The sequence below is a fragment of the Phycisphaeraceae bacterium genome (genome assembly GCA_015709595.1).
Classification (GTDB): Bacteria; Planctomycetota; Phycisphaerae; order Phycisphaerales; family SM1A02; genus CAADGA01.
On the sequence record CP054178.1, the window covers coordinates 1,336,470 to 1,358,432 of the forward strand.

Consider the following 21,963-nt stretch of genomic DNA (forward strand, 5'->3'; position numbering starts at 1 on the left):
AGAAGAAGGCCACCAAGAAGATGTGAGATCGTCTCACATCGCCGGGGGCTGAACGTCACCAACCCACAACTCCAACAGGCAGGCGGAGAGAGACTGATCGAGAACGAGACGGGGGCCAGCCGGGGCGAACCCGGCCCAACAACGAGCGAAACACGGGAAAGGGGCCGGCTCACGCCGGCCCCGATCCTTTTTGCCGCGCTGCGTCGCACACGGGCCGCGCGCGAATGGAACCCGCGTGCCGGAAGGATCGACGAAGCGACCGAGGCCCGGGCTCCAGCAGGCGCCGCCGCGGCGCGCGTCACCGCACGTCCCTGCGTCTTGCCGATCCCGCCTGTTCCCGGCTAGGATCGGGTCCGCTCCCCACGACTCGCCGAGAGGACCACGCCACATGGCCCACGTGATCGCAGAGCCCTGCATCGGCACCAAGGACGCCTCCTGCGTCGAGGTCTGCCCGGTCGATTGCATCCACCCCACCAAGGATGAAGCCGACCACGCCGACGCCCAGATGCTCTACATCGACCCCGACACCTGCATCGACTGCGGGCTGTGCGTGGATGAGTGCCCCGTGCAGGCCATCTACCCCGAGGAAGACCTGCCCGACGAGTGGCGCAAGTACGTGCAGATCAACGCTGACTACTACGCGGCGAAGTGAGGCGCACCCGCCGTGTGCCACGGCTCCGTGAGCCGTGCGGGTGTTCGCCGTCGGGCGGCTCGCCTGCACGACTCGACCGCATCGTCACCGCCCATCACTCGCACCAACGCACGGCCGATACGGCCGGGGCACACGCAGGTGGAGCACCATTCCGAATAGCGCGCTCAGGAACCGGTGGAGCGCCGCCGAACCCATCGGTACCGTGGCGGCATGATCAGAACCCTCCCCAGCCCGGATGAGATGTACCAGGCCCTGCTGCAGCGCGACCCCGCGTGGGACGGGCTGTTCGTGGTCGGCGTGCGAACCACGGGCATCTTCTGTCGTCCGGTCTGTCCGGCGCGCAAACCCCGGCGTGAGAACGTGGAGTTCTTCGCCGACCCGCGCGAGGCGCTGCTCGCGGGCTACCGACCCTGCCGCCTCTGCCGCCCGGTGGATGGCGCGGCGGCTCGGCCCCAGTGGGTCACGCGCGTCATCGACGCCATCGAGCACGAGCCCGCCGCCCGGCTGACCGACCAGCGGCTCCGCGAGCTGGCCATCGAACCCGTCCGCGCCCGCCGCTACTTCAAACGGCACTTCGGCATGACCGTTCACGGCTACGCTCGGGCGCGGCGGATGGGCTCCGCGCTCTCGCTGGTGCGCAATGGTCGGGCGCCCGGCCGCACCGCGCACCACGCAGGGTACGCGAGCGAAAGCGGCTTCCGCGAGGCCTTCGCCAAGGTGTTCGGCGTGCCGCCCGGCAAGGCCGGCGGCGTCGCCGCCCTGCTGGCGGAGTGGATCGACACCCCGCTGGGGCCGATGCTGGCGGTCGCCTCCGAGCGCGGGCTGTGCCTGCTGGAGTTCGTCGATCGTCGCGCCCTGCAGTCGCAGATCGAGGCCATCCGTCGTCGCTTCAGCGCCGCCATCACGCCGGGCGACAACGACCATCTGCGACTGACGGCGCGCCAGGTCGCCGCCTACTTCGCGGGCGAGTTGCGACGCTTCACCGTCCCGCTCGACCAGCGCGGCACGCCCTTTCAGCGGAACGTGTGGGACGCGCTGCGGCGGATTCCGCATGGCGAAACACGCTCCTACGCCGATATCGCCCGACAGGTGGGTTCGCCCGGCGCGGTGCGCGCCGTCGGCCGCGCCAACGGACAGAACCCGCTGGCCATCATCGTCCCATGCCACCGCGTGGTGCGGGCCGATGGAACCCTGTGCGGCTACGGCGGCGGCGTGTGGCGCAAGCAGTGGCTGCTGGAGCACGAGCGAGGCGCAACCGCCCGGCGCTGAGGCCGCGCCGCGCGCCATCGCCCTGAGAGCCGTACCGCATGGGGCGCCACGGCCCTGCAAGGTGCGCCACGGCTGTCTCAGCCGTGCGAGCGGCCCGAGGGTCCGATCGCGTCGCATGGACGGGGGCTCTCACCTCACTCACGTGAGGCGGCTCCAGCACGACTCCATTCATCCTTCCGCCGCACGTCCGCCGCGTGAGCACATGTCCTACACGGCCGTCGCATACCGTGCGGGTCTTTCGTGCGGGGTTCCATTGGTGTACCATCAAGCCCAGTTCGGCGGTGTGTTGTTGACTTGACTTGTTCACGTCGTCGCGGGCTTGCTTGCCCATTGTCAGACCGGATTCTGGCGGGAGGTTGTCATGATGCGTTCCGCGTGCCTCGTCGTGCTGTTGCTTGCCGCGTCGCCGCGCCTTGAGGCGCTTTCAGCCCGCTCCGCCCCCCCCGACCCGGAGCAGGTGCTGGACGAGCAGGTCGAGAACATCCGCACGGTGCTTCGGCAGAACCGGGTGGACCCGGCGCGGGATGGCATGCTTGACATTCTCACGAAGAAACAAAACGTGCGGCAGGCCGTAAGCGATGCCTCGACCGCGGTCGTGACGTCGGCGTTCGACCTCTCGGCGGTGATGCGCCATGTCGTTACGCTGCGCAACGACACGCACCCGCGACTATCGGGACGGGTGATCCACGTGGGACCGGATCAAGTGATTCAGACACTGCGCGGCGCGCTGCTCGCTGCCGCACCCGGTGATCTGATCCTGCTTGACGAGGGGGAGTATGAACTTGGCATGGAACGTCGCGGGCCGTATCGAGACGTGCCGCAGGATGTCGCCATCGTCGGCCTGGGGCCGGAAAGGACGACGCTGCTCGGAACGACTGTGGGATCGGCTCCTCGCACCCTTCTGGAGGGTCTTCGGATCGAGTGCCGCAACTCTCCCATCACGGACATCCGCTCCAATGGCGCCTTCATGCTGCGGAACTGCCGCATCACCGGGTACAACTCCGGCGCGGGTGGTTCCAATGCGCTCTCCGCCAGTGGAGGCAGCATTCTGTTCATCGAGCGCTGCATCTTCGACGGCTGGCCCGGTCGCTCCACCGATGGCGGGCGCCTGTCGAGCGGCGGCGTCGCCTTCGACTTGCGCGGCGACTTCGCGCTGTTCGTCCGCCACTCACAGTTTCTCGACAATTTCGGGATTGTTCACGCCACCGGACCGGTTGTGTTCGACGGATGCATCAATCTGAATCGGGAGGGTCGTTCGCAAGGCATATCCCCCCACCCCGTCGGGCTGACTTTGGTGCGGGAGAATCGTGTGGAAATCCACAATCCCAACAGCGCCGCCGTCCGGGAGTTCACCATCGCCACGGATGACCCGCCGTTCGTCGAGTTTGTCGCGGGACGGGCGGCCGCGCCGAGTGCCGAAGCCCGCGATCTGGCCGCGGCCCTGCAACTGGAGCGTTCGCTGCCCTACTGGATCGGCCTGATCCGCCATGAGGACGCCTCGGTGCGGGCCATCGCGGTCGAGCGCGTGCGGGCCCTGGCGGGCGTCACGGTCGCCGACGCCGAGCCGAACGCGCCCAACGAATCGCTGCGCGACCTGGGCGCAATCTTCCGCGCCGAGGTGGAGGCCGGGCGGCTCCTCAACTGGTGGGACAGCGTGCGCGCCCGCCTGAAGTGGGACGACGCGGCCGGAGTGTACCGCGAGCGACCGGTGGACCAAGCGGGACAATGAGTCGTCGTGGTCGAGTCCATCGCTGGGTGATTCGCATCGGAGTCATCTTCGCCGCGCTGCTCATCGGGGCGGCGACCAACATCCTCAACGTGTGGCGGCTGGCGGCGACGGGGCCGGAGTTTCTGCCGGAGCGAGGCCCGGATTGGTCAGTCCACTCCGGTGACGGGTGGTATGTCATTCACTCCACCGCGCCCGGCTCGGACCGATTCGACGGTCTGTCCGTACCCGCGTGGGTCGTCGCAGGGCGCGGGGACGCCTTGCCCATCCCCCTGCCCCCGTGGAGCCGTCTGCGGAACCCGCCTGCCGACCCGTCCAAGACGACGCGGCTGATTGAAGACGCCCGGGGCTGGCCGTTTCGATCGCTGACTTGCGCGTTCGAGGTGGATGGCCGCACCATCCGTACACCGGGTGACCCGCGCGGCGCGCCGCCGCGGCTGGTGGACGGGCGTGAGTTGTCGGCCGTCAATCCTCCCGGTCCGTTCATCGGGCCGCGACCGGCGTCGCTGCCTCGTGTAATGCCGATGAAGCCCTGGTGGCCGGGCATGATCGGCAACACCCTGTTCTTCGGCGTGCTGGCGTGGGTGGCGATGCTGACAGCAATGCTCGGCTGGCGTGGGCTGCGTGCCGCGCGGGCGTGGCTGCGCCGTCGGCGCGGCCGCTGCCCCCACTGCGCCTATGTACTCATCGAAGGACTCATTCACGGATGCCCGGAATGCGGTTGGAAACGAGCCAGTGCGGATTCGCCCGAGTGACGCGACGCCGCCGCCCAACCGGATCGCACCACCTTCCGGACGGAAGCTCCCTCCGACGCACGGGTCTCGTTGGATACGATCATCCCGAGGCGACGGATCACCTCCGCCGGCTGGTGCCGGACTCGTTTCGCCATTTCTGACAAGGATCCATGCATGCACGTTGTTCCACCAGCCACACGCTGGCTCACCCTGCTGCTCGGGTTCGGACTGATCGCATCCGGCGGCGCGCCCTTAACGGACGCGCGAGGGAAGCACCACTCCCTCGCAGCCGTGGCTCACGTCGCGCCGATGACACCCCCCGCCGCCCCGCCGCACGCGCCGCCTGTCGATGGCGAGCCGGCCGTCCGGCCCCACGTCCTGACGCGCGTGGTCGCCATCGGCGCCAGCGCCACGTACGGGTTCGGGGTGGAGATACGCGTGCCCAAGAAGCCCGCACCGCCCAGGCCCGCAGGCGAGGGTGAAACCGACGGCGAGACCGCAGTCGACACCGAGATTCACCGCGTCCCCCTCGGGCTGGTCATCGACGCCGCCATCATGCGCCAGCACGAGCCGGTGCGCACCTACGCCAACCTCGGCTTCTTCGGCAATCCGACGGTCATCGGCCCTCGGCTGGCCGTCGCCGCCAGCAAGGTCAACCCCACGCTGATCGTGGCGGCGGACTTCCTGTTCTGGTTCGGCTACGGGCACGCCGACCCGCAGCGCCGGCTCATCACCGATGAAGCCCAGCGGCTGGACCTGCTGGAGGAAGGGCTGAAGCACCTGGAGATCTTCACCTGTCCGGTGATCGTGGGCGACTTCCCCGACATGTCGCCCGCGGTGGGGCTGATGCTGCGGGCCGAGCAGGCGCCCAGGCCCGAAACGCTCAAGGCCATGAACAATCGAATCCGCGAATGGGCGGCGGCGCGACCCAACATCATCGTCATGCCGCTGGGCGAGATGATCGAGCGCATCGGCCGCGGCGAGGCGATCACCATCGGCCAGCAGTCGTGGACGGCGGACGAGGCGAAGAACTTCGTGCTGTTCGACAAACTGCACCCATCGCTCGACGGATTGATCGCCATCACCCACCTGATCGTTCGGCAGGTGATGGAGTCGGAACTCGGAGCGGACGAGGCGGACTTCACGCTCGATCGGGAGACGATGCTGACGCGGCTGCGAGAGCGGCTGATGAAACTGGCCGGGTGATGGAGCCGCCCGACGGCGCGACGGGTTGCGAAGGTGGCGTGGGGCTGGGGTTGCCTCGCATCAGAATGCTCGTCCGAAGAACCAATCCGTCATTCCTGGCCGAACAATGTCGTTCGTACACTCCATTGTTCGCTTGAAGTTGTCTGTCAGATCGTCGATTCCGTCACGCGCAGCACTTCCTCGACGGTGGTGAACCCGCCCTTGACCTTCTTGAAGCCGTCCTCGCGCAGGGTGACCATGCCGCGCTCCGAGCAGATGCGCCGGAACTCGGTGACGTTGGGGTTGCGGGCCACCGCGTCGCGCAGGAAGTCGTCGAGCACGAGCATTTCGTAGAGGCCCAGGCGGCCCGTGTAACCGGTTTCGCGGCACTTGGAGCAGCCCTTGCCGTGGGGCAGGGCGTCGGCGGCGATGCCGTGCATGGTGAGGAAGTCCACCATCTCCGGCTTGACGGGGATCTGCTCCTTGCAGCCCTCGCAGATGCGCCTCACCAGGCGCTGGGCCAGCACCGCGTTCAGCGCGGCGCCGATGAGGAACGGTTCGATGCCGATGTTGATCAAGCGCGTCACCGAGCCGGGCGCGTCGTTGGTGTGCAGGGTGGAGAGCACCAGGTGGCCCGTGAGCGCCGCCTGAATGGCGATGGTGGCGGTGTCCATGTCGCGGATTTCGCCCACCATGATCACGTCAGGGTCCTGACGCAGCAGGGCCTTGAGGGCCGTGGCGAAGGTCATGCCGATGCGCTCGTGCGTCTGCGTCTGCGTGATGCCCGCCAGGTTGTACTCGACGGGATCCTCGACCGTGGAGACGTTGAGCCGCTGCGTGTCCATCTGCCGCAGCGAGGCGTAGAGCGTGGTCGTCTTGCCCGAGCCAGTGGGTCCGGTGACCAGGATGATGCCGTGCGGCTGGTCGATCTGGTTCTTCCAGATCGTCAGGGTGTCCTGCTCGAAGCCGAGTTGATCCAGCGACACCTGGATCGAGCGGTTGTCGAGGATGCGCATCACCACCTTCTCGCCGTGCGCGCTGGGCAGGGTGGAGACGCGCAGGTCCAGCTTGCGCCCCAGCACGGTGGCGCGGATGCGACCGTCCTGGGGGAGGCGGCGCTCGGCAATGTCGAGGTTCGCCATGATCTTGATGCGCGAGGTGAGGGCCGCCTGCATCTTCCAGGGCGGGTTCATCATCTCGAAGAGCACGCCGTCGATGCGGAAACGCACCTTCAGCTTCTTCTCGCCCGGCTCGATGTGGATGTCGCTGGCGCCTTCCTTCACCGCGGTCTGGATGATGTGGTTGACGTAGCGGACGACCGGGGACGACTCCGCCTCCTCGGCGAAGTTGTCGTCGCCCTTCTCCTCCTTGACGACCTCCACGTCATCCTCGTCAACGTCGGCGAGAATCTCGTTGACGTCGTACTCCTGATTGTCGGGCTGCTCCTCGGTGCTGGTCTCGATGACGCCGCGAACGTCGGTGGCGGCGACGAGCACGTGACGGATCGACAGCACGCCCAGCTTGCGCCGCACCTCGTCAAGCAGAAACACGTCCTCGGGCCGGGTGGTGCCGACGACCATGCGGGCGCCCTCGCGCCGCAGCGGAAGGACGAGATTGGCCTTGCAGTAATCCGCTCCCAGGCGCTTGAAGGCCTTGGCGTCGACGGCGTTGTCAGCGGTGAAATCCACCCGTTCAAAGGGCAGACGGGCCACTTCCGCCACGCCCTGCTGCAGGGCGTGCTCGTCCACGCCCATTTCCAGCAGCGTGCTCACCAGGCGCTTGCCGGGCGTCTGCTTCATCACGCGCACGGCGTTGGCCAGCTGGTCCGGCTTGATGACGTCGTTCTTGAGCAGCACCTGCCCCAGGTCCAGCAGCGGGCCGCGCTGCGCCAGATCAGGCGAGTACAGCGGCGCCAGGGCGTCCGTGGGTCGGATGCGCCCGGCGTCGGGCTGAGCCGCGGCGGGGGCGGCGGGAACCGTGTCGCCCAGCCCCCTGCCGGACGGGTCGGGCGGACGGGGCGTGTCGGCGGGGTTGTTGCGCACAAAGACGGGCGGCGGTTCAACCGGACGGCTGGCGACCGCGTCCCCCGGCTCGCGCGGCGCGTCCGGGTGGGGCTCCGCCAGCTCCTTCAGCAACTCGTCGAGGTTGAACTGACCCACCGTGTCACCCTTCCTTGAGCGTCCGCGGACGACGCGACATCTCCGCGGTCAATCCAGCTTGAGCAGTCGCAGCGTGATGTCGTGGGTCAACCCGATCTCGGGCTTCTCACCGCGGATCACCACGGCGTCCCGCGTGATCTCGACCACCGTGAACTCGATGTCGGACTTGGCGTCGGCGATGATGTCGCCCACGCGCACCACGCGACCGCTCACGTTGGCCATGTCGCGCATGATCATCTTGACCATGAGCTTGGCGGACGCCTTCTCGAAGGCGACGCGGGCGTCCTGCCGGGCCGTCTCAAGCCGGGCGGCCTCGGCGGCGGCGTTGTCAGTGGGCGGCTTGGGCGCGGACGACGTCGTCGCCGGCTTGTCCTCCACGGGCAGCACGAAGGGATTCTTCTGCACGCCGTCCAGCGGCACCTGGCGGTCGGTGCGGTTGTCCACCAGCACATCGCCCGCGCCGGCCTCGGCGGAGCCCACCAGCACGCGATCGGCGTTGCGCTCGTCCTTGCCGGCGATGGAGTTGAGGAACGACTCGATGGTCTTCTCGATGCCGGCGTCGCCGGACTTGGAGGAGGCCACCGCCCGCGCGATGGAGCGCATCGAGTACAGCCCGCCCGCCGCCAGCAGCACCAGCGCGATGAGCAGGATGGTGCCGGAGCCGAAGCGGCGCGAGGGGGGCGCGTCGGACTCGCCCGCGGCGCCGTCGCCTTCGAACCCGCCCACGCCCAGCGGCATGACGCGCTCATCCGGTTCAGAACCCGACTCGGGGCGCGGACCAGCGGCGTTGAACGTCGTGAAATTGGGATGCTCGGATTGCACGGTGGCTTCTCCCGATCACTGGCCGGAGGCGACGCGTCGCCCGGCCTCGTAGTAGATGCTCAGGGTGAACTCGGCGTACATGGCGCCGGGTGGGATGACCTCGTCGGGCTTGGGCTTGGGCGCTCGGCGCGACGACTTGCCGTACCCCACCCGCGTGATCATCAACTGATGCACGCGCGTGATGCGCGGCAGCTGCTCCAGCTCCAGCAGAAACTGGTAGAAGGCGTCGAAGTCACCCATGATCTCCACCTTCAGGGGCAGCTCCATGTAGGCGGCGGTGGGCACCGCCGGTTCGGCCTGGGTCGCCAGGATGGTCAGCCGGTTCTTCTCGGTGAGGTTCCACACCTGCTCGAGAATCTCCTCGATGCCCTGCTCGGATGGCAGCTTGCCCTCGACGATGCGCACCGCCTCGCGCCACTCCTCGATGGCCTCGCCGATGTTCTCGATCCGCCCGCTGATCTCGCGCAGCTTGTCGAGCTTGGCCGTCTTGGTCTCCACTTCCTTCGCCGCCTGGCGGATCTCTTCGTTGCGCGGCTTGAAGACGAAGATGAACGACGCCACCGGCACCGAGAGGAGCACGGCCAGGAACAGCAGTTCACGAAGTCCGAATCGCATGGTCCACCTCTCCTTGACTCACTGCCCGGGGATCGTCGTCCGCGGGGGTCCCGCCACCGGAGCGCCCCATCCGCGCGGCACCAGCAGCGGCCTGACGTTGCGCACGTCGGCCCGCGGATCGAGCCGCATCTCCACCCGGAACTCGCGCAGCGTCTCGTCGTTGATCGTCGTCTGCACCGAGTACTTCAGCGTCACATCCTTCAGCAGCGGGTAGGCGTTGAGTTCGCTGATATATCGCGAGATCTCCAGATCGGTGGCGGCCACCCCGACCATCACCACCTCCACGTTGAACTCCGGCGCCTGCACCGTCCGCTCCTCGGTCGCCTCCTCCTTCGTCTTGGCGCGGTCGGCGGCCGACTTGCGCTCCGACAGGCGGCTCGTCGTCGTCGACTGCTTGGGCGGGGCCTTCTTCACCGCCACCGAACGCAGCTGGAACTCCTGCAGCGACAGGCGGCTGGGCATGCGGTTGATGAGTTCGGCCAGCAGGATCGAGCGGGGCACGCGCTCCACCAGGGCGGCGGCGATCTCCGCCTTGTTGAGCATGCGCTCCTTCTGCTCCTCGAGCTGGTTGAGCTCCTCGATGCGCAGGGCCGCCTCCTTGAACTGGGCGTTGATCGACGCCTGCGCCGCCTTGATCTGCGCCGCCTGGCGGTTGGTCACCAGGAACGCGCCGAACACCGCCGCCATCACCACCACGAACAGCGTCAGCGACAGCGCGTTGGTGCGCCGCTCCGCCTGACGGGCCAGGTAGTCCTCGGGAAGGAAACTCGTGTCAGCCATGATTCATGCTCTCCCGTTCACTGATCCGACCCGGCGCACAGACCGCAGGCCACCGACCAGCCCGGCTGCACGCGACCGAACGCCACGTTGCCCGCGTCGCCGCCCTCGACCTTCACGCGCGCCAGCGGATCGCCCAGCATCGCTGGCAGCTCGAGTCGCTCGGCAATGACGCGGCACAGTTCCAGTTGACGCGCTTCCCCGCCCGTGAAGATCACCCGGCTCGCCGGACGCGACTCGAAGAATGACTGGTGGTAGCGCAGGCACATGGCCAGTTCATCCACGATCGAGTCCACCAGGTCCCCGCAGTCCACCCCGCCGGGCGCCAGGGCGGTCCCGGTACGCTCGCCCGCCTCCAGCAGCGACCGGGGTCGTCCCGCGCCGCGACGGTCGGTCGCCACCGCGGTCGAGACGGCGCCGGCCTCCCGCGCCTCGTGCGCGCGAATCAGCCCGGTGTCGAGGATCGCCGAGCCCGTGGTGGCGGCGCGCGATCCCGCCAGCGTGGCCGCCCGCAGCGATTCCTCCGCCGCCGCCACTCGGTGCGCCCGGGCGGTGGCCAGGTCGCAGTGCAGCGTGTCGGCGATGCGCTGATCGAAGTGCCATCCCCCGATGGGGATGCCCTTGGCGAACACCAGCGAGGCGCCGTGACTGATCGCCACGCGCGTGCCGCTCCACCCCAGGTCCACGAACAGATTGGTGATGCGGTCATCCCCCTGACGACGATGCAGATGCCCGTACGCCCACACCATCGCCTGCTGTTCGCTGTGAACGCTCGACGCCTCCAGCCGACACCGCTTGATGAGATCGATGTATCGCATCACCACGTCGCGCGGCACGGCGAAGCAGATGGTCTCACGGATCGGGCCGCTTTCATGGATCGCGTCCGTCACGTTGACCGTTCGGATGACCATGTTGCCCGGCGACATGCCGGTGTACACCTGAAGCTGGGTGCGGATGTATTCATCCGGGTCCGCGCCGCCCGAGGTGGGGGCCTGGAAGTGCTGCACGAACGTGTGCGCTCCGGGAATCGCGCAGGTGGCCCGACGCCCCTTGAACTTCCCCTTGCGCAGCGCCTTGGGCAGTTCCTCGGCCAGGTACTCCAGCCGCTTCCCCACGTCCATGCGAGCCGACTCGGGAATCGCCACCTCGCAGGCGCTCACCAGGCCGGGGTCGTCGCCCGACCCCAGCTGCAGCACCTTCACTGACGCGGCGCCGAAGTCGATGGCGATCGGCGACGGCTGCGATGTGAACATCGAGATCGGCATGGTGACTCCAACCGCGCCCCGTACCGCCACGGTCGCGTTCCGACCCCATCGAATCGACCCGATCGACCCACCGGTTGAGGTTGGGTGGTCTGTACCGGCGGAAACACGTCTCCCCGATCCGCACAACCCCCAGCCCCACAATCGCACGAGAAGACAAGTCCCGTAATATCCCCGCTGACAAGACGAATTTTTCTTCAGATCAACCAGACCCATGAGGTACACTGCCCTCAAGCTGCAGTTCTTGCTTCCGGCGGTCGAATCAACCATGCTCAGGTATCCCCCATGCGCACCCACGGCCACATCCCGGCGCTGACATGCCTGTCGGCGCTGACGTTCCTGCCCCTGGTCGGCTGCTCCACGCCTCGAACCGGCGAGTCGGTCACGGCGGCCCCCCGTGACGCCGCCCCTTCTGACGTTTCCCTCGTCGCCTCGACCACCGACCCGACCGACAACCCCAAGCAGGCGGCGTGGAAGGCCGCCACGCGCGGGCTGCACTTCGACACGGGTCGCCTGGTGGTCGACCCCCAGGGGCCGCCGGACGCTGACGCCGCCTTCCGTCACTACCGTGATGGCCGGCGCTTCTTCGCCGAGAACCGCTTCGTTGACGCCATCGGCGCCTACCGCGACGCCCTGTCACGCTGGTTCGACTCGCCCGAGACCATCGAGGCCCTCGGCGACGCCTGTCACATGAAGGGCGAGACCGGATGGGCCATCGCCTGTTACCGCACCCTGCTGGATGACGAGCCGACCCGCGCGGACGTGCGATTCAAACTGGCGACCATGCTCTGGGCCGACAGCCAGTCGAACGACGCCGTCGCTGAGATGACGCGGGTGACCGAACTCGATCCCGCCCGCGCCGACGCTCACGAGCGACTGGCGATCTGGCACTACTACCTGGACGATCCCGCGACGGCGTGGCGCCATGTCCACGCCGCCCGCGCCGCCGGAGGCGACGTGCCGCCCCAGTTCATTCCGCTGCTCAGCACGCGAATGGCGGACCCCGGCGCAGGGCGGTGACGGCGGACACAGCACCGCACAGCACGGCTCGCAGAGCCGTGGCACACCACCGGATGGCGTGAGTTGGTCGGCGCCGTGTGCCACGGCCGTCTCGGCCGTGCGGGCGTCCGCGAAATCAGTCCTACTCGATGATGCCCAGCTGGCGGTACTTCTCGAGGTACTTGTCGTAGAGCCGCTTGTGGCGGCTGCCCAGATCGATGTTGCGCCCGTCGATGAAGGCCATCAGGGTGTCGCTCGTGATCTCCAGCGGGTCGCCGGTGGTGACGATGAGCGTGGCGCTCTTGCCGCTCTCCAGCGAGCCGTACTGGTCGGCGATGCCGAGGATTTCGGCGGCGGAAAGCGTCACCGCCCGCAGGGCCTCGTGTCTTGGCAGGCCGTAGGCGGCGGCAGTGGCGGCCACGTGGTTGAGGTCGCGCTCGTGGGCCGTCTCGGCGCCCGAGGCGATGGCGAATCGCACGCCCGCCTCGTACAGCCGCGCGGGCAGCGTGAAGGCGTCGTCGTAGGCGTCGTGACGGCGGGTGGGCACGCGGTGCGTGCCCCCGATGATGACGGGGATGTCGTGCTTCTTGAGCACCGCCGCCGCCTCATCCGCCTCGCTGCCGCCCACGATGATGATTCTCAGTCCGCGCTTCAGCGACCACGCCACCGCCGACTCGATCTGGCCGGCGGAGTTGGCCCGCACGTACACGGGGGTGCGGCCTTCGAGCGTGGAGCGCATGGCCTCGAAGCGCAGGTCGGTGTTGAGCGAGGGATTGGCCTCCTTGGCCTTCAGATACGCGCTCGCCTCGTCGAAGAAGTCGTCGATCTTCTTCATGGTTTCCTTGAAGCGGTCGGCCGGGCTGCCGCCCTCGCCCTCGGGGCGGAACGAGCCGCGACCGAAGAAGGCCGGCTCGGTGCGAGGCCAGTTGATGACCAGCCCCGCCTCGGGCGTGATGGCCATCTCCTCCCACGTCCAGCCGTCGTAGCGGATGATCGAGCACCGGCCCGAAATGATCCCGCCCGTCGGGAATGTCAACCCCAGCATGATGCCGTTGGCCCGCGTGACCGGCAGCAGGTCGCTGTCGGGGTTGACGGCGACCACGGCCCTCACCTCCGGGGTGAAGTCCCCCAGTTCGCGCATGTCCAGCGTCACATCCACGCTGGCGGTCTCGGTGAGCCCCAGCGTGGTGTCGGTGGAGATGAGCGAGGGGTAGACGTGCAGTCCATCGGCGTTGAAGCGCTGCGCCCCGGGAATCTCGGGCGCTGGGCCCTGCCCGATCTGCGCGATGCGCCCGTTCTCGAACACGATGAACGCCGGGCCTTCGATGGTCTCGCCCGGCCGCGGATGGATCACCGCGTTCTCGATGACGATGGGCTTCTGCTGAGGCGGCGCGGGCACCTGGGCGGATTGGGCCAGGGCGGGGGCGGCGACGAGCAATGACATGGTGAGCAGGGCAAGTTGGCGAACCATGGTTGAACCTTCTGTTGTCAGTGATCGTTTGTTGGTCGTCAGTCGATGCAGGAATCGCGTGAGAGTCACTTCGAGTCGACCAGGAAACCCGGTTGACCTGTTCCCGGGGTTCCTCCGGGGGTTCCGGGGTTTCCGCCCGGCGTCGGTCGCGTTCCGCCCGGCCGTCCGCCTCGCCCCCCTGTTCCTCCCGGCCCGCCGGGACCGGCGCCTTCACCGCCGCGACCTTCGCCCTCGCCGCCGCCCGCTCCCCCGCCTGTCTTGGCCGGGTCGCCGTGGGCGAGCGTGAGGATCTTCTGGATGAGCCGCTGCCGCTCTCTGGCCACCTGTCGGCGCAGTTCCTGATCCTGCTCGATGGAGAAATACCGAGCGCCTTCGATCCACGTCTGCTCGCAGCGGGTGTACGTTGAAAGCGGGTCGCCCGACCAGATGACGAAGTCCGCGTCCTTGCCCGGCTCCAGCGAGCCGGTGCGGTGGTCGATGCGCAGCTGCCTGGCGGGGTTGATGGTGACGAACTTGAGGGCATCGACCGGCGACACCCCGCCGTACCGCACCGCCTTGCTGGCCTCGGTGTTCATGCGGCGGGCCAGTTCGTTGGAATCGGAGTTGAAGGACACGGTGATGCCGGCGGCGGCCATGATGGCGCCGTTGTAGGGGATCGCGTCCATCACCTCCACCTTGTAGGCCCACCAGTCGCTGAAACTGCTGGCCCCCGCGCCGTGGGCGGCGATGGCCTCGGCCACCTTGTACCCTTCGAGAATGTGCTGCAGCGTGCCAATCTTGAAGCCGAAGTCGTCGGCCACGCGGATCAGCATGAGAATCTCATCCTGCCGGTACGAGTGGCAGTGGACCAGCCGCTTGCCCTCGAGAATCTCGACGAGGGCGTCGAGCTCCAGATCCTTGCGGGGCGGCATGGTGCGATCCTGCACGTCGCGCGGCAGGGCGAGGTAGCGATCCCATTCCGCCTTGTACTCGCGGGCGGCGGTGAAGGAGTCGCGGATGATCGTCTCCACGCCCATGCGCGTGTTGGGATAGCGGTTCTGGCTGCGCTTGACGTTCTCGCCCAGAGCGAACTTGATGCCGGGAATGGCGTCACGGATGGGGAAGTCCTCCGCGCCGCCTCCCCATTTGAGCTTGACCACCGAATTCTGACCGCCGATCGGGTTGGCCGAGCCGTGCAACTGGTTGGCCGCGGTCAGCCCGCCGGCCAGTTGCCGATACCAGTTGATGTCGTCGGGGTCGATGACGTCGGCGATGCGCACTTCGGCGGTCACCGCCTGCGAGCCCTCGTTCACCCCGCCGGAGATGCCGGTGTGGCTGTGACAGTCGATCAGCCCGGGCGTGACGTGCTTGCCCGTGGCGTCGATCACCAGCACGTCGGGCCCGATGGCTCCGGGCGCGAAGGGCCGGTTGCTGACGGCGGCGATGCGGCCGTCCTCCACCAGCATGTGTCCGTTCTCGATGACGCCCTGAGGACCGCTGGTCCAGATGGTGGCGTTCTTGATGAGCACGCGCTGAGGCCTGGGCGGCTCGGAGAGCCCGTACTCGCCCAGCGGGTACATCACGGTGATGGGCGCGGGCGTCTCCTCGGCCCCCTCGCCTCGCCCGCCGCGCCCTCCAGCGCCGCTTCCTCCGCTCGCGGCGGCGCGCACGCTGCGCGAGGCGGCGAGGTCGGCGTTGAAGCCCTGACCCGAGACGCGCCCCGTCATGGCGTTGCCCTGCACCGTCGCCTCGGTGCGCGTGGTCATGCCGCTGCCGGTCACGGTGAACGCCACCTGTCCCGAGGCGCGGTCGAACGTGCCGTCGGTGATGTCCGCCGTGAAGAAGTCGGATGACAGATTGCCCGTGAGCACGCCTCGCTCGAAGCGCAGCGTGAGAGTCATGGGAATGCCGTCGGGCATCTGCTCGGAGGTGACGATCGCCGACCACTCGCCGGTGATGCCGTCATCCATGCCGGGGCCGGAGCCGGGAGCGGCGGCCCGCTCGCCCGCGGCGCCCTCCTCCGGCTTCTCGTCATCGGCGGCGGCGACCTCCACCGGATCATCCGTGGGCGTGATGGTGAAGGTGAAGCGCGAGAGATCAGGCATCGCGCCCGAACCGGTGAAGGAGCCATCCGTCAGCGCGCCGGTGAACTGCACGTAGCCCGGCTGTCCGAACAGGCGGCCCTCGATGAGGAAGGACAGCCGCGTCCCGTCGAAGGTGATCGTCCGCGCCCTGGCCTGTTCGCCCGTGGGCAGGTCCATGCTCAGCGTCTTCCTGGCGGTGTCGATGACGACCTTGGTTTCGACTGGCTGGCCGTCCGCCGCTACCACGCGCAGCAGGCCCGCGCCCTTGTACGACGGCGCGTCGGGGGGCGTGATCTCGTAGCGGCGTCCATCGATCCACGTGTCGCGGATCTTGGTGTCCCTGGCGAAGAGCGGTCCGTCGGCGACAACCAGGTTCGCCGCCTTGCCCGGCTCGATCGTTCCCATCACGTGCGACAGCCCGAGCAGCCGCGCTGGCGTGGTCGTCAGCGCGGCGAGGGCCTGATCCTCCGTCAGCCCGTTGACCATCGCCAGACGCACGTTGGCCCGGAAGTTCGACTTGTTCCGCAGTGCGTGCGTGGTGAGGGCGATGGTGGCCCCCGCATCCGCCAGCCGCTTGGCGTTGGTGGGCGCCTGCTCCCACGTGAGCATGGTCTGCAGCGTGGTGTTGTCCGCCTGTGTGAGCGTGGAGACATCCGGCCGCTCGGGGTAGTTGACGGGCACGATGATCGGCAGTCCGGCGGCGACCACGTCGCTCAGCCGCCGGAACTCGGTGCCGCTGCCGAGGATGACGCCCTCGATGTCGAACTCGCGCATCACCCTGGCGGCGCGGAGCAGGTTGTGCTCGTCGCTCACGTCAAAGAGCACCTGCTGACGGCGCGAGATCACATCATCCAGAGCGGCCAGTGCGTCGGAGCGCGGCGGGGGTTCGTTGCCCTGGGGGTAGCCCTCCCACACCCGGCGCGAGCGCTGGTACCACTGCGCGTCATACAACGTCTGGCGGAACGCGGCGATCGAGCCCATCAGCGAGCCGGGATACCCGCCGCCCCGGTCGAAGCCCACGGCCATCATCGCCCGCTCGCGGTACATGGCGGGACGGTTGCCATCGCCAGCCAGCGACACCACCGCGCCCGTGCCGCGGAAGATGCCCGCATCCGGGTACACCGCCGCCGCCGTGAACCCCAGTTCGCGCAGCGACTTGGCGACGGCCTCGCCCGGCATGTCGCGCGTGGCGGCGTTGATCTCGGGTCGAACGTGGCGATTCCAGTGCGAACCGGGCCCGCGCTCGATGACGCCCGGCGTCACCAGCACCGAGGGATCGATCAGCCCCGCGTAGATGCGCTTGCCCGAGGCGTCCCACACCCGCGCATCGCGCGGCACGGTGAGCCCCACGCCCACCGCCTCGATGACGCCGTCGCGAATGAGGATGGTCGCGCCCTCCAGCACCTCGCCGGGCCGGGTAACGACCGTGGCCCCGACGATGGCGTGCGCTCGAAGGTCGGCCGGACGCATGCCGTTGATGGGTTCATCCTGGGCGAAGACGGACAGGGTGACGGCGGCTGAAGCGACCGCCGACGCCATCCCAACGGCGACTGTGGCGAGGGCGGCAAGCGAGGAGCGGCGAAGAGCGAGAAACATGGGCAAACTCCAGACGGCGCGAACTGTCGAGGCGAAGGACAGCAAGGCAAAGGGCGGCGAGGTGAAGCGATCTCACGAGCACCCGGTCGAGCCGAGTCATCCCGCAAACGATGGGCGCACCGAACCGGCCCGGCGAGCCGACGAAGGGAGACGCCCCGTCCCACCCATTGGCAGGGCGTCCAGCCGGACCGGCGAATCGGCTCCACATGGTAACGGATTACGGGGCGGAGGTTGAGGGGGTGGGACGGCATCATCGTTTCCCTCGGCTTCGCTGATGGTCGATGTCACTCCAATCCGGTGGACGCAGGAGGGTGTGGCGGCGACCCTCCAAGAGCTATGCCGCGTCCGAGTGACATCCTCTGCCGTCGATTCGGTCGTGCTGTTCGTGAACGGCGATTGGAACTTGGGTTGACGCAGGAAGCGCTCGCCGTCCGCGCCAAGCTGAATCGCTCGTACATCACCGATGTCGAGCGAGGAGCCAGGAATATCGCACTGGTCAACATGGCACGACTCGTTCGTGCGTTGGACATGACCGTGATCGAATTTTTCCGCAGGTATGACCTGGAAGGGAGTGAGTGATGCCAACCCTTCTGGAAACAGTGCTGGCGGCCTCGGATCTTTTCGATGTCGAGGCGGTGATTGCTCGGTACCCGTGGGTGGTGGGGAGCGGACACGACTGCATTCTCAGCCCCGACGCCGACGGTCAGCTCTGCGGGCTGCTGCTTTCCAATGCACTCGGATGGCGAATCCGCGGCTTCTACGACGGCAAAGCGCTTGTCGTTGACGCAGGAGTGGACCCGTCCCGCTGCATCTACGTGGACATGGAGATCTGTCGTGCAGGCGTGCGGAGTTTCGGGAACCACATGCTGGCGTTCAATCTCGGTCGCAGGTCCGATGATTGGGACGTGAGATTCGCGGACTGTTTTTCCATCAATAACTGGCGATCGCATGATCGACGGGCCTTCAACCGGAAGTACCCGTTCGCTTCGATCCACTTTCTCCTGCCCACTCTCGCGGCGCGATTCCCGATCACCGTCCCGCCCACTGCGGCAGGCCCACTGTTGTTTGCCGATGGCGTCTACAAGATATTGCTCCAGTACACCGAGAACGCGTGGGACTGGATGCGCTACCTTGGCGTGGAACGATCCGAGAGTCCGCTTCATTCGCTGTTTCACAGCCCCGATCTCAGTGTCTATGAGGTGATGACGAAGATGCTCGATTTCTGGCGCCGCCGTGACGAGTTGAGCACGACGGGACACCGCGGAGATCGAATCGCCATCACGGAGCGCGGCGGCGACGGTCGCGTCGTCAACCTGATCGAATCGGGAAGCGGATCGGCTCGTACGTGGAGGTACGCCGATGAACCACGGGGGCGAATCGAGACGTTTCTTACCATGCTTGGCGAGTTGACCGGCTGGCCCTACCGGAAGTCGATGTGGACGTGGAGCGGATGGCGGCTGGTCGAGTTTGAGAAACGCATCGCGAGCGACGTCACCGACCTCGCGGCGTTCAGGGGGATCATGGACCGGTCGCCGCTTTCATGGGCGATCACCGCGCGAGACCGTGTCGAGTACACACTGGACCCACACGGCGTTTTCTGACCGGTCAGAACAGGAGGTTCGCGTCCTTGCCAAGCCGTTGCCGAACCAGTTCACAGTACTCAGCGCTGATGTCGAAGCCGATGAAATGGCGGCCCATCTGCTTCGCCGCGACGGCTGTCGTTCCGCACCCCATGAACGGGTCGAGAACAATACCCCCCTCCGGGCAGAAGCACTGAATCGTGTCACGCGGAATCGCATCCGGGAACACCGCCGGGTGCTTCCGCTTGAGCGGATCCTTGTCACCGGCCATCAGATAGGGCCAGACAGTCCCACGGCACTTCATCTCATTGATCGGCCGACGCACCGTGGAGTTGGTTTCCCCATCGGTACGCCGGTTGCCGCTTCCGCTCATCACCTTGCCGCCGTGCTTCGAGGGCACTTTCAGCGGCTCCTTGTTGAAGTACGCCGGACGGTCGCCCTTGAGAAACAGTGGGATGTACTCGTGATCTACGCGAAATCGATGCGTCCACCACGCGCCCTCCGACCCGTGCTTGCGATAGATGACGCACTCGAACAACTTGAAGCCGATGCGGTCGCACCAGTCCACGATCGTGCGGAAGGATGTCAACGACTTGCCGAACTTGATCGTCTGGTCCTGAATGACCATTGCGGCGATGGCGCCGTCCTTGAGCACCCTGAAGAGCTCCTCGCCGGTCCGAGCGAGGTCGTACGAGAACCCCTTGTAGGTACGAATCTGGTCGTACGGCGGAGAGAACACCGCGTGGTCGATACAGACGTCTGGTAGCTGGCGCATCCCCTCAACGCAGTCCATGCACTGCACCGTGTCGAGCCACGAGGCGATCGGGTCCATCGGCGTCGCCGCCGGACTGGTCATGGTCGCCACGCTGACATCGCCGTTCCGTACCATGCGATCAGGGTACTGGTTGTAGCGTTGAGGAGCAACAGCAGCTCACACAACCTCGGCCAACCACACCAGCGCCCTACTTCTCGCCCCCGTCCACCCCAGCCGCGCCGCGGCCAGCGACGACGCCGCCTCGCGGCGCAGCGTCTCCACGGGCGGCTCTGCTGCGGCGACACAGGGGGAGCACAGTCGGGGATGGGGTCGAAGGCAAAAGGATGGATGCTGATCATCCGCTCGTCAGACGATCAGCATCCAGTTCGGCCGACCGGGTGGTCTGCGGCTCAGTTGTTTCCGTGGCTCTTCTCCACCTCATCCAACCCCACCGGCTCACGCTTCATCGCTTCCTTCGCCCACTTCAGCGCCTGCTCGGAGGGGTTGAACAGGGCCACCAGCTCCATGGTGATGTCCACGGCCTCCACGCCCTCGGCGCGGTGGTTGACCTCGAAGGCGATGGCATCCAGGTCCAGCCGCTTCGCCAGAGCGGGGAGCTGGTCCTTCACCGCTTCCAGCAGGTCGGTCACGGGCACGCGGGCGAAGCCCTGGCGGTGGAGTTGCCGCTGATGCTGCTGGCCCCACGCCTCCAGTTCCTTCACTTTGGCCGCGTCGCCCGCCTTTCTGGCGGCCTCGAACTCCTTCATCTTCTCACCCACCGGGTTGAACTTCGACCCGGCGTAGGCGATCGCCACGGCCCGGCTGTCATAGGTGCCGATGCGGATGGCCCCGCCGGACGCGGCGGCCTCACGCGGCGCGGTCGAAGCCCCATCCTGCGGGCCGGCCCCGCCGGACGCGGCGAAGCCCCGGCCCGCGCCCATGCCCAGCCCCGCGGCGACGGCGCAGACGGCGAGCGTGCAGAGAATGGAAGCGAGAAGCGTGCGGTTCAACATGATGCGACTCCTGAGAAACGGACCTTGATGCACCCGCCCGGCAGACGACCCCGCGACGCCGGACAATGTGTTAGTGCGTGCTAGTATATTCGGCGAACGGCCCGAGTCAATTTCACGACTTCAGAAAAAAGGGGACGGGACGGATCAAGCCCCGCAGGCGGCGGATCGGGGCCTGGCATGGGTGTGCCACGGCTCTGCGAGCCGTGCTGTGTGGTGCTGTGACGCGGCGGCGCCCGCACGGCCGAGACGGCCGTGGCACACGGCGCCGACGAACTCGCGCCATCCGGTGGTGTGCCACGGCTCTGCGAGCCGTGCTGTGCTGTGACGCGGCGGCGCCCGCACGGCCGAGACGGCCGTGGCACACGGCGCCGGTGAACTTACGCGACGCGGAGCGCCGCGCCACCCAGGGCGCGGCACTTCCAGTCACTTCTCCCCTACGAGGTACGCGATCCAGCCGGGACACGCCTCGCCGCGCATGGTGGGCGTGAAGACGCCGTCGCCTTCGTTCGTCTCGGGGTCGGTGCCCTCCCAGTAGACGGTGACGTGGCGGAATCCCGCTTCCTCGAGCATCTCGCGCAGTTCGGGCAGGGTCCACAACCGCCAGTCGTACTCGAAGGCGCTGCGGATCTCGGTGCCGTCAGGGAAGCGGAAGTGAATGCGGTTGATGACCTCGCCGGTGACGGGGTTGTAGAGGTGCTGATCCCAGACGTAGGTGAATCCGTCCAGGTCGCGTTCCTCCTCCATCTCCTCGAAGGACTCGCTGCCGCCGTAGGCGTCCATGAAGAAGATGCCGCCCCTTGCCAGGTTGGCGTGGACGGTGCGCAGATATCGCAGCATCGCCGGGCGCGTCTTGAAAATGAACGAGGAGAAGTTCATCGCCACGATGGATTCGACCCTGGGCGTGCGCGCCGTGAGCACGTCGCCCTGCACCAGCACGAGGCGTCGTCGCTGGGCGGAGGTGAGGCGCCCGGGCAGCCGCGCCGCGGCCCACGCCAGCACCGCGGGGTTGACGTCCACGCCCCACGCGCGGTTCTCGCGGCGGCGCTTCACCCATGCGCACGAGGCGATCGCGCTGCCGCAGAAGTCCTCGCGCAACGTACGGGCCAGGCGGCCTCGGCGCTCGGTCCATACGCGGTCGATGAAGTCCATCTCCGCGTCCGGATCCTGCACCGAGAGTTCGTAGAGCTCCTGCGGGTCGCTGGTCGAGGCGCTGCGCCAGCCGGGCTTCTTTGACTTCGCGGCGCGGACCGGACGCGTTGAGGCGACGCGCCGCTTGGCTGACCGCG

General features: G+C 67.6%; 18 protein-coding genes and 1 pseudogene. 8 read left to right on the forward strand and 11 right to left on the reverse strand.

The features are described from left to right. Positions 1-388: 388 nt before the first annotated feature. The 5 genes from HRU76_05570 to HRU76_05590 all read left to right on the forward strand — a co-directional run bounded on the left by HRU76_05570 (position 389) and on the right by HRU76_05590 (position 5,587). Positions 389-652 carry a ferredoxin family protein gene (locus tag HRU76_05570; GenBank protein QOJ17082.1) on the forward strand — a complete coding sequence of 88 codons (264 nt, stop codon included), beginning with the start codon at positions 389-391 and terminating at the stop codon, positions 650-652. 240 nt (positions 653-892) lie between these two features. Then, positions 893-1,921, forward strand: a complete 1,029-nt coding sequence (locus tag HRU76_05575) for a methylated-DNA--[protein]-cysteine S-methyltransferase (GenBank protein QOJ19110.1) — start codon at positions 893-895, stop codon at positions 1,919-1,921. 361 nt (positions 1,922-2,282) lie between these two features. Beyond that, entirely contained in the window at positions 2,283-3,650 is a 1,368-nt protein-coding gene (locus HRU76_05580) for a hypothetical protein (GenBank protein ID QOJ17083.1), read from the forward strand. 26 nt (positions 3,651-3,676) lie between these two features. Continuing rightward, the gene (locus HRU76_05585; GenBank protein QOJ17084.1) at positions 3,677-4,402 is read left to right on the forward strand and encodes a hypothetical protein; all 726 of its coding nucleotides are present in this window, start codon (positions 3,677-3,679) and stop codon (positions 4,400-4,402) included. 153 nt (positions 4,403-4,555) lie between these two features. Continuing rightward, entirely contained in the window at positions 4,556-5,587 is a 1,032-nt protein-coding gene (locus HRU76_05590; GenBank protein QOJ17085.1) for a hypothetical protein, read from the forward strand. A 146-nt stretch (positions 5,588-5,733) separates the two neighbouring features. On the opposite strand, the gene tadA is transcribed toward HRU76_05590, so the two are convergent. The 5 genes from tadA to pilM are packed head-to-tail and all read right to left on the reverse strand — an operon-like array spanning position 5,734 to position 11,204. Next, positions 5,734-7,725, reverse strand: a complete 1,992-nt coding sequence (gene tadA / locus HRU76_05595) for a Flp pilus assembly complex ATPase component TadA (protein ID QOJ17086.1) — start codon at positions 7,723-7,725, stop codon at positions 5,734-5,736. Between the two features lie 48 nt (positions 7,726-7,773). Continuing rightward, a complete protein-coding gene (locus HRU76_05600; GenBank protein QOJ17087.1) occupies positions 7,774-8,547 on the reverse strand; it encodes a hypothetical protein in 774 nt (257 codons plus the stop codon). A 15-nt stretch (positions 8,548-8,562) separates the two neighbouring features. After that, positions 8,563-9,162 (reverse strand): type 4a pilus biogenesis protein PilO, encoded by a 600-nt coding sequence (pilO, locus tag HRU76_05605; GenBank protein QOJ17088.1) that lies wholly within the window; start codon positions 9,160-9,162, stop codon positions 8,563-8,565. Positions 9,163-9,180: 18 nt separating this feature from the next. Beyond that, on the reverse strand, positions 9,181-9,942 hold the full coding sequence (locus tag HRU76_05610) for a PilN domain-containing protein (GenBank protein ID QOJ17089.1): 762 nt from the start codon (positions 9,940-9,942) through the stop codon (positions 9,181-9,183). Between the two features lie 17 nt (positions 9,943-9,959). Then, positions 9,960-11,204: a pilus assembly protein PilM gene (pilM, locus tag HRU76_05615; GenBank protein ID QOJ17090.1), complete on the reverse strand. Its 1,245-nt coding sequence runs from the start codon at positions 11,202-11,204 to the stop codon at positions 9,960-9,962. 282 nt (positions 11,205-11,486) lie between these two features. Here pilM and HRU76_05620 point away from each other — a divergent pair, with 282 nt between their 5' ends. Continuing rightward, on the forward strand, positions 11,487-12,221 hold the full coding sequence (locus HRU76_05620; GenBank protein QOJ17091.1) for a hypothetical protein: 735 nt from the start codon (positions 11,487-11,489) through the stop codon (positions 12,219-12,221). 121 nt (positions 12,222-12,342) lie between these two features. Here HRU76_05620 and HRU76_05625 read toward each other — a convergent pair whose 3' ends face one another. The 3 genes and pseudogenes from HRU76_05625 to HRU76_05635 form a co-directional block, all read right to left on the reverse strand. Beyond that, positions 12,343-13,671: an amidohydrolase family protein gene (locus tag HRU76_05625; protein QOJ17092.1), complete on the reverse strand. Its 1,329-nt coding sequence runs from the start codon at positions 13,669-13,671 to the stop codon at positions 12,343-12,345. Between the two features lie 65 nt (positions 13,672-13,736). Beyond that, the gene (locus HRU76_05630) at positions 13,737-16,139 is read right to left on the reverse strand and encodes an amidohydrolase family protein (GenBank protein QOJ19111.1); all 2,403 of its coding nucleotides are present in this window, start codon (positions 16,137-16,139) and stop codon (positions 13,737-13,739) included. After that, positions 16,038-17,330, reverse strand: a pseudogene (locus tag HRU76_05635) (amidohydrolase family protein). The gene HRU76_05630 and the pseudogene HRU76_05635 overlap by 102 nt, the downstream one beginning before the upstream one ends. A 336-nt stretch (positions 17,331-17,666) precedes the next feature. Here HRU76_05635 and HRU76_05640 point away from each other — a divergent pair. Together HRU76_05640 and HRU76_05645 are read left to right on the forward strand one after the other, a co-directional pair. Then, positions 17,667-17,909, forward strand: a complete 243-nt coding sequence (locus HRU76_05640; protein QOJ19112.1) for a helix-turn-helix transcriptional regulator — start codon at positions 17,667-17,669, stop codon at positions 17,907-17,909. Then, positions 17,909-18,931 (forward strand): hypothetical protein, encoded by a 1,023-nt coding sequence (locus HRU76_05645; protein QOJ17093.1) that lies wholly within the window; start codon positions 17,909-17,911, stop codon positions 18,929-18,931. Before HRU76_05640 ends, HRU76_05645 begins: the two co-directional genes overlap by 1 nt. 4 nt (positions 18,932-18,935) lie before the next feature. Here the strand turns inward: HRU76_05645 and HRU76_05650 are convergent, their stop codons facing one another. The 3 genes from HRU76_05650 to HRU76_05660 all read right to left on the reverse strand — a co-directional run bounded on the left by HRU76_05650 (position 18,936) and on the right by HRU76_05660 (position 21,847). Then, positions 18,936-19,742 carry a site-specific DNA-methyltransferase gene (locus HRU76_05650; protein QOJ19113.1) on the reverse strand — a complete coding sequence of 269 codons (807 nt, stop codon included), beginning with the start codon at positions 19,740-19,742 and terminating at the stop codon, positions 18,936-18,938. Between the two features lie 332 nt (positions 19,743-20,074). Next, complete coding sequence (locus HRU76_05655) at positions 20,075-20,677, reverse strand: hypothetical protein (protein QOJ17094.1); 603 nt, start codon at positions 20,675-20,677, stop codon at positions 20,075-20,077. A 423-nt stretch (positions 20,678-21,100) separates the two neighbouring features. Continuing rightward, positions 21,101-21,847 (reverse strand): class I SAM-dependent methyltransferase, encoded by a 747-nt coding sequence (locus tag HRU76_05660; protein QOJ19114.1) that lies wholly within the window; start codon positions 21,845-21,847, stop codon positions 21,101-21,103. Positions 21,848-21,963 lie beyond the last annotated feature (116 nt).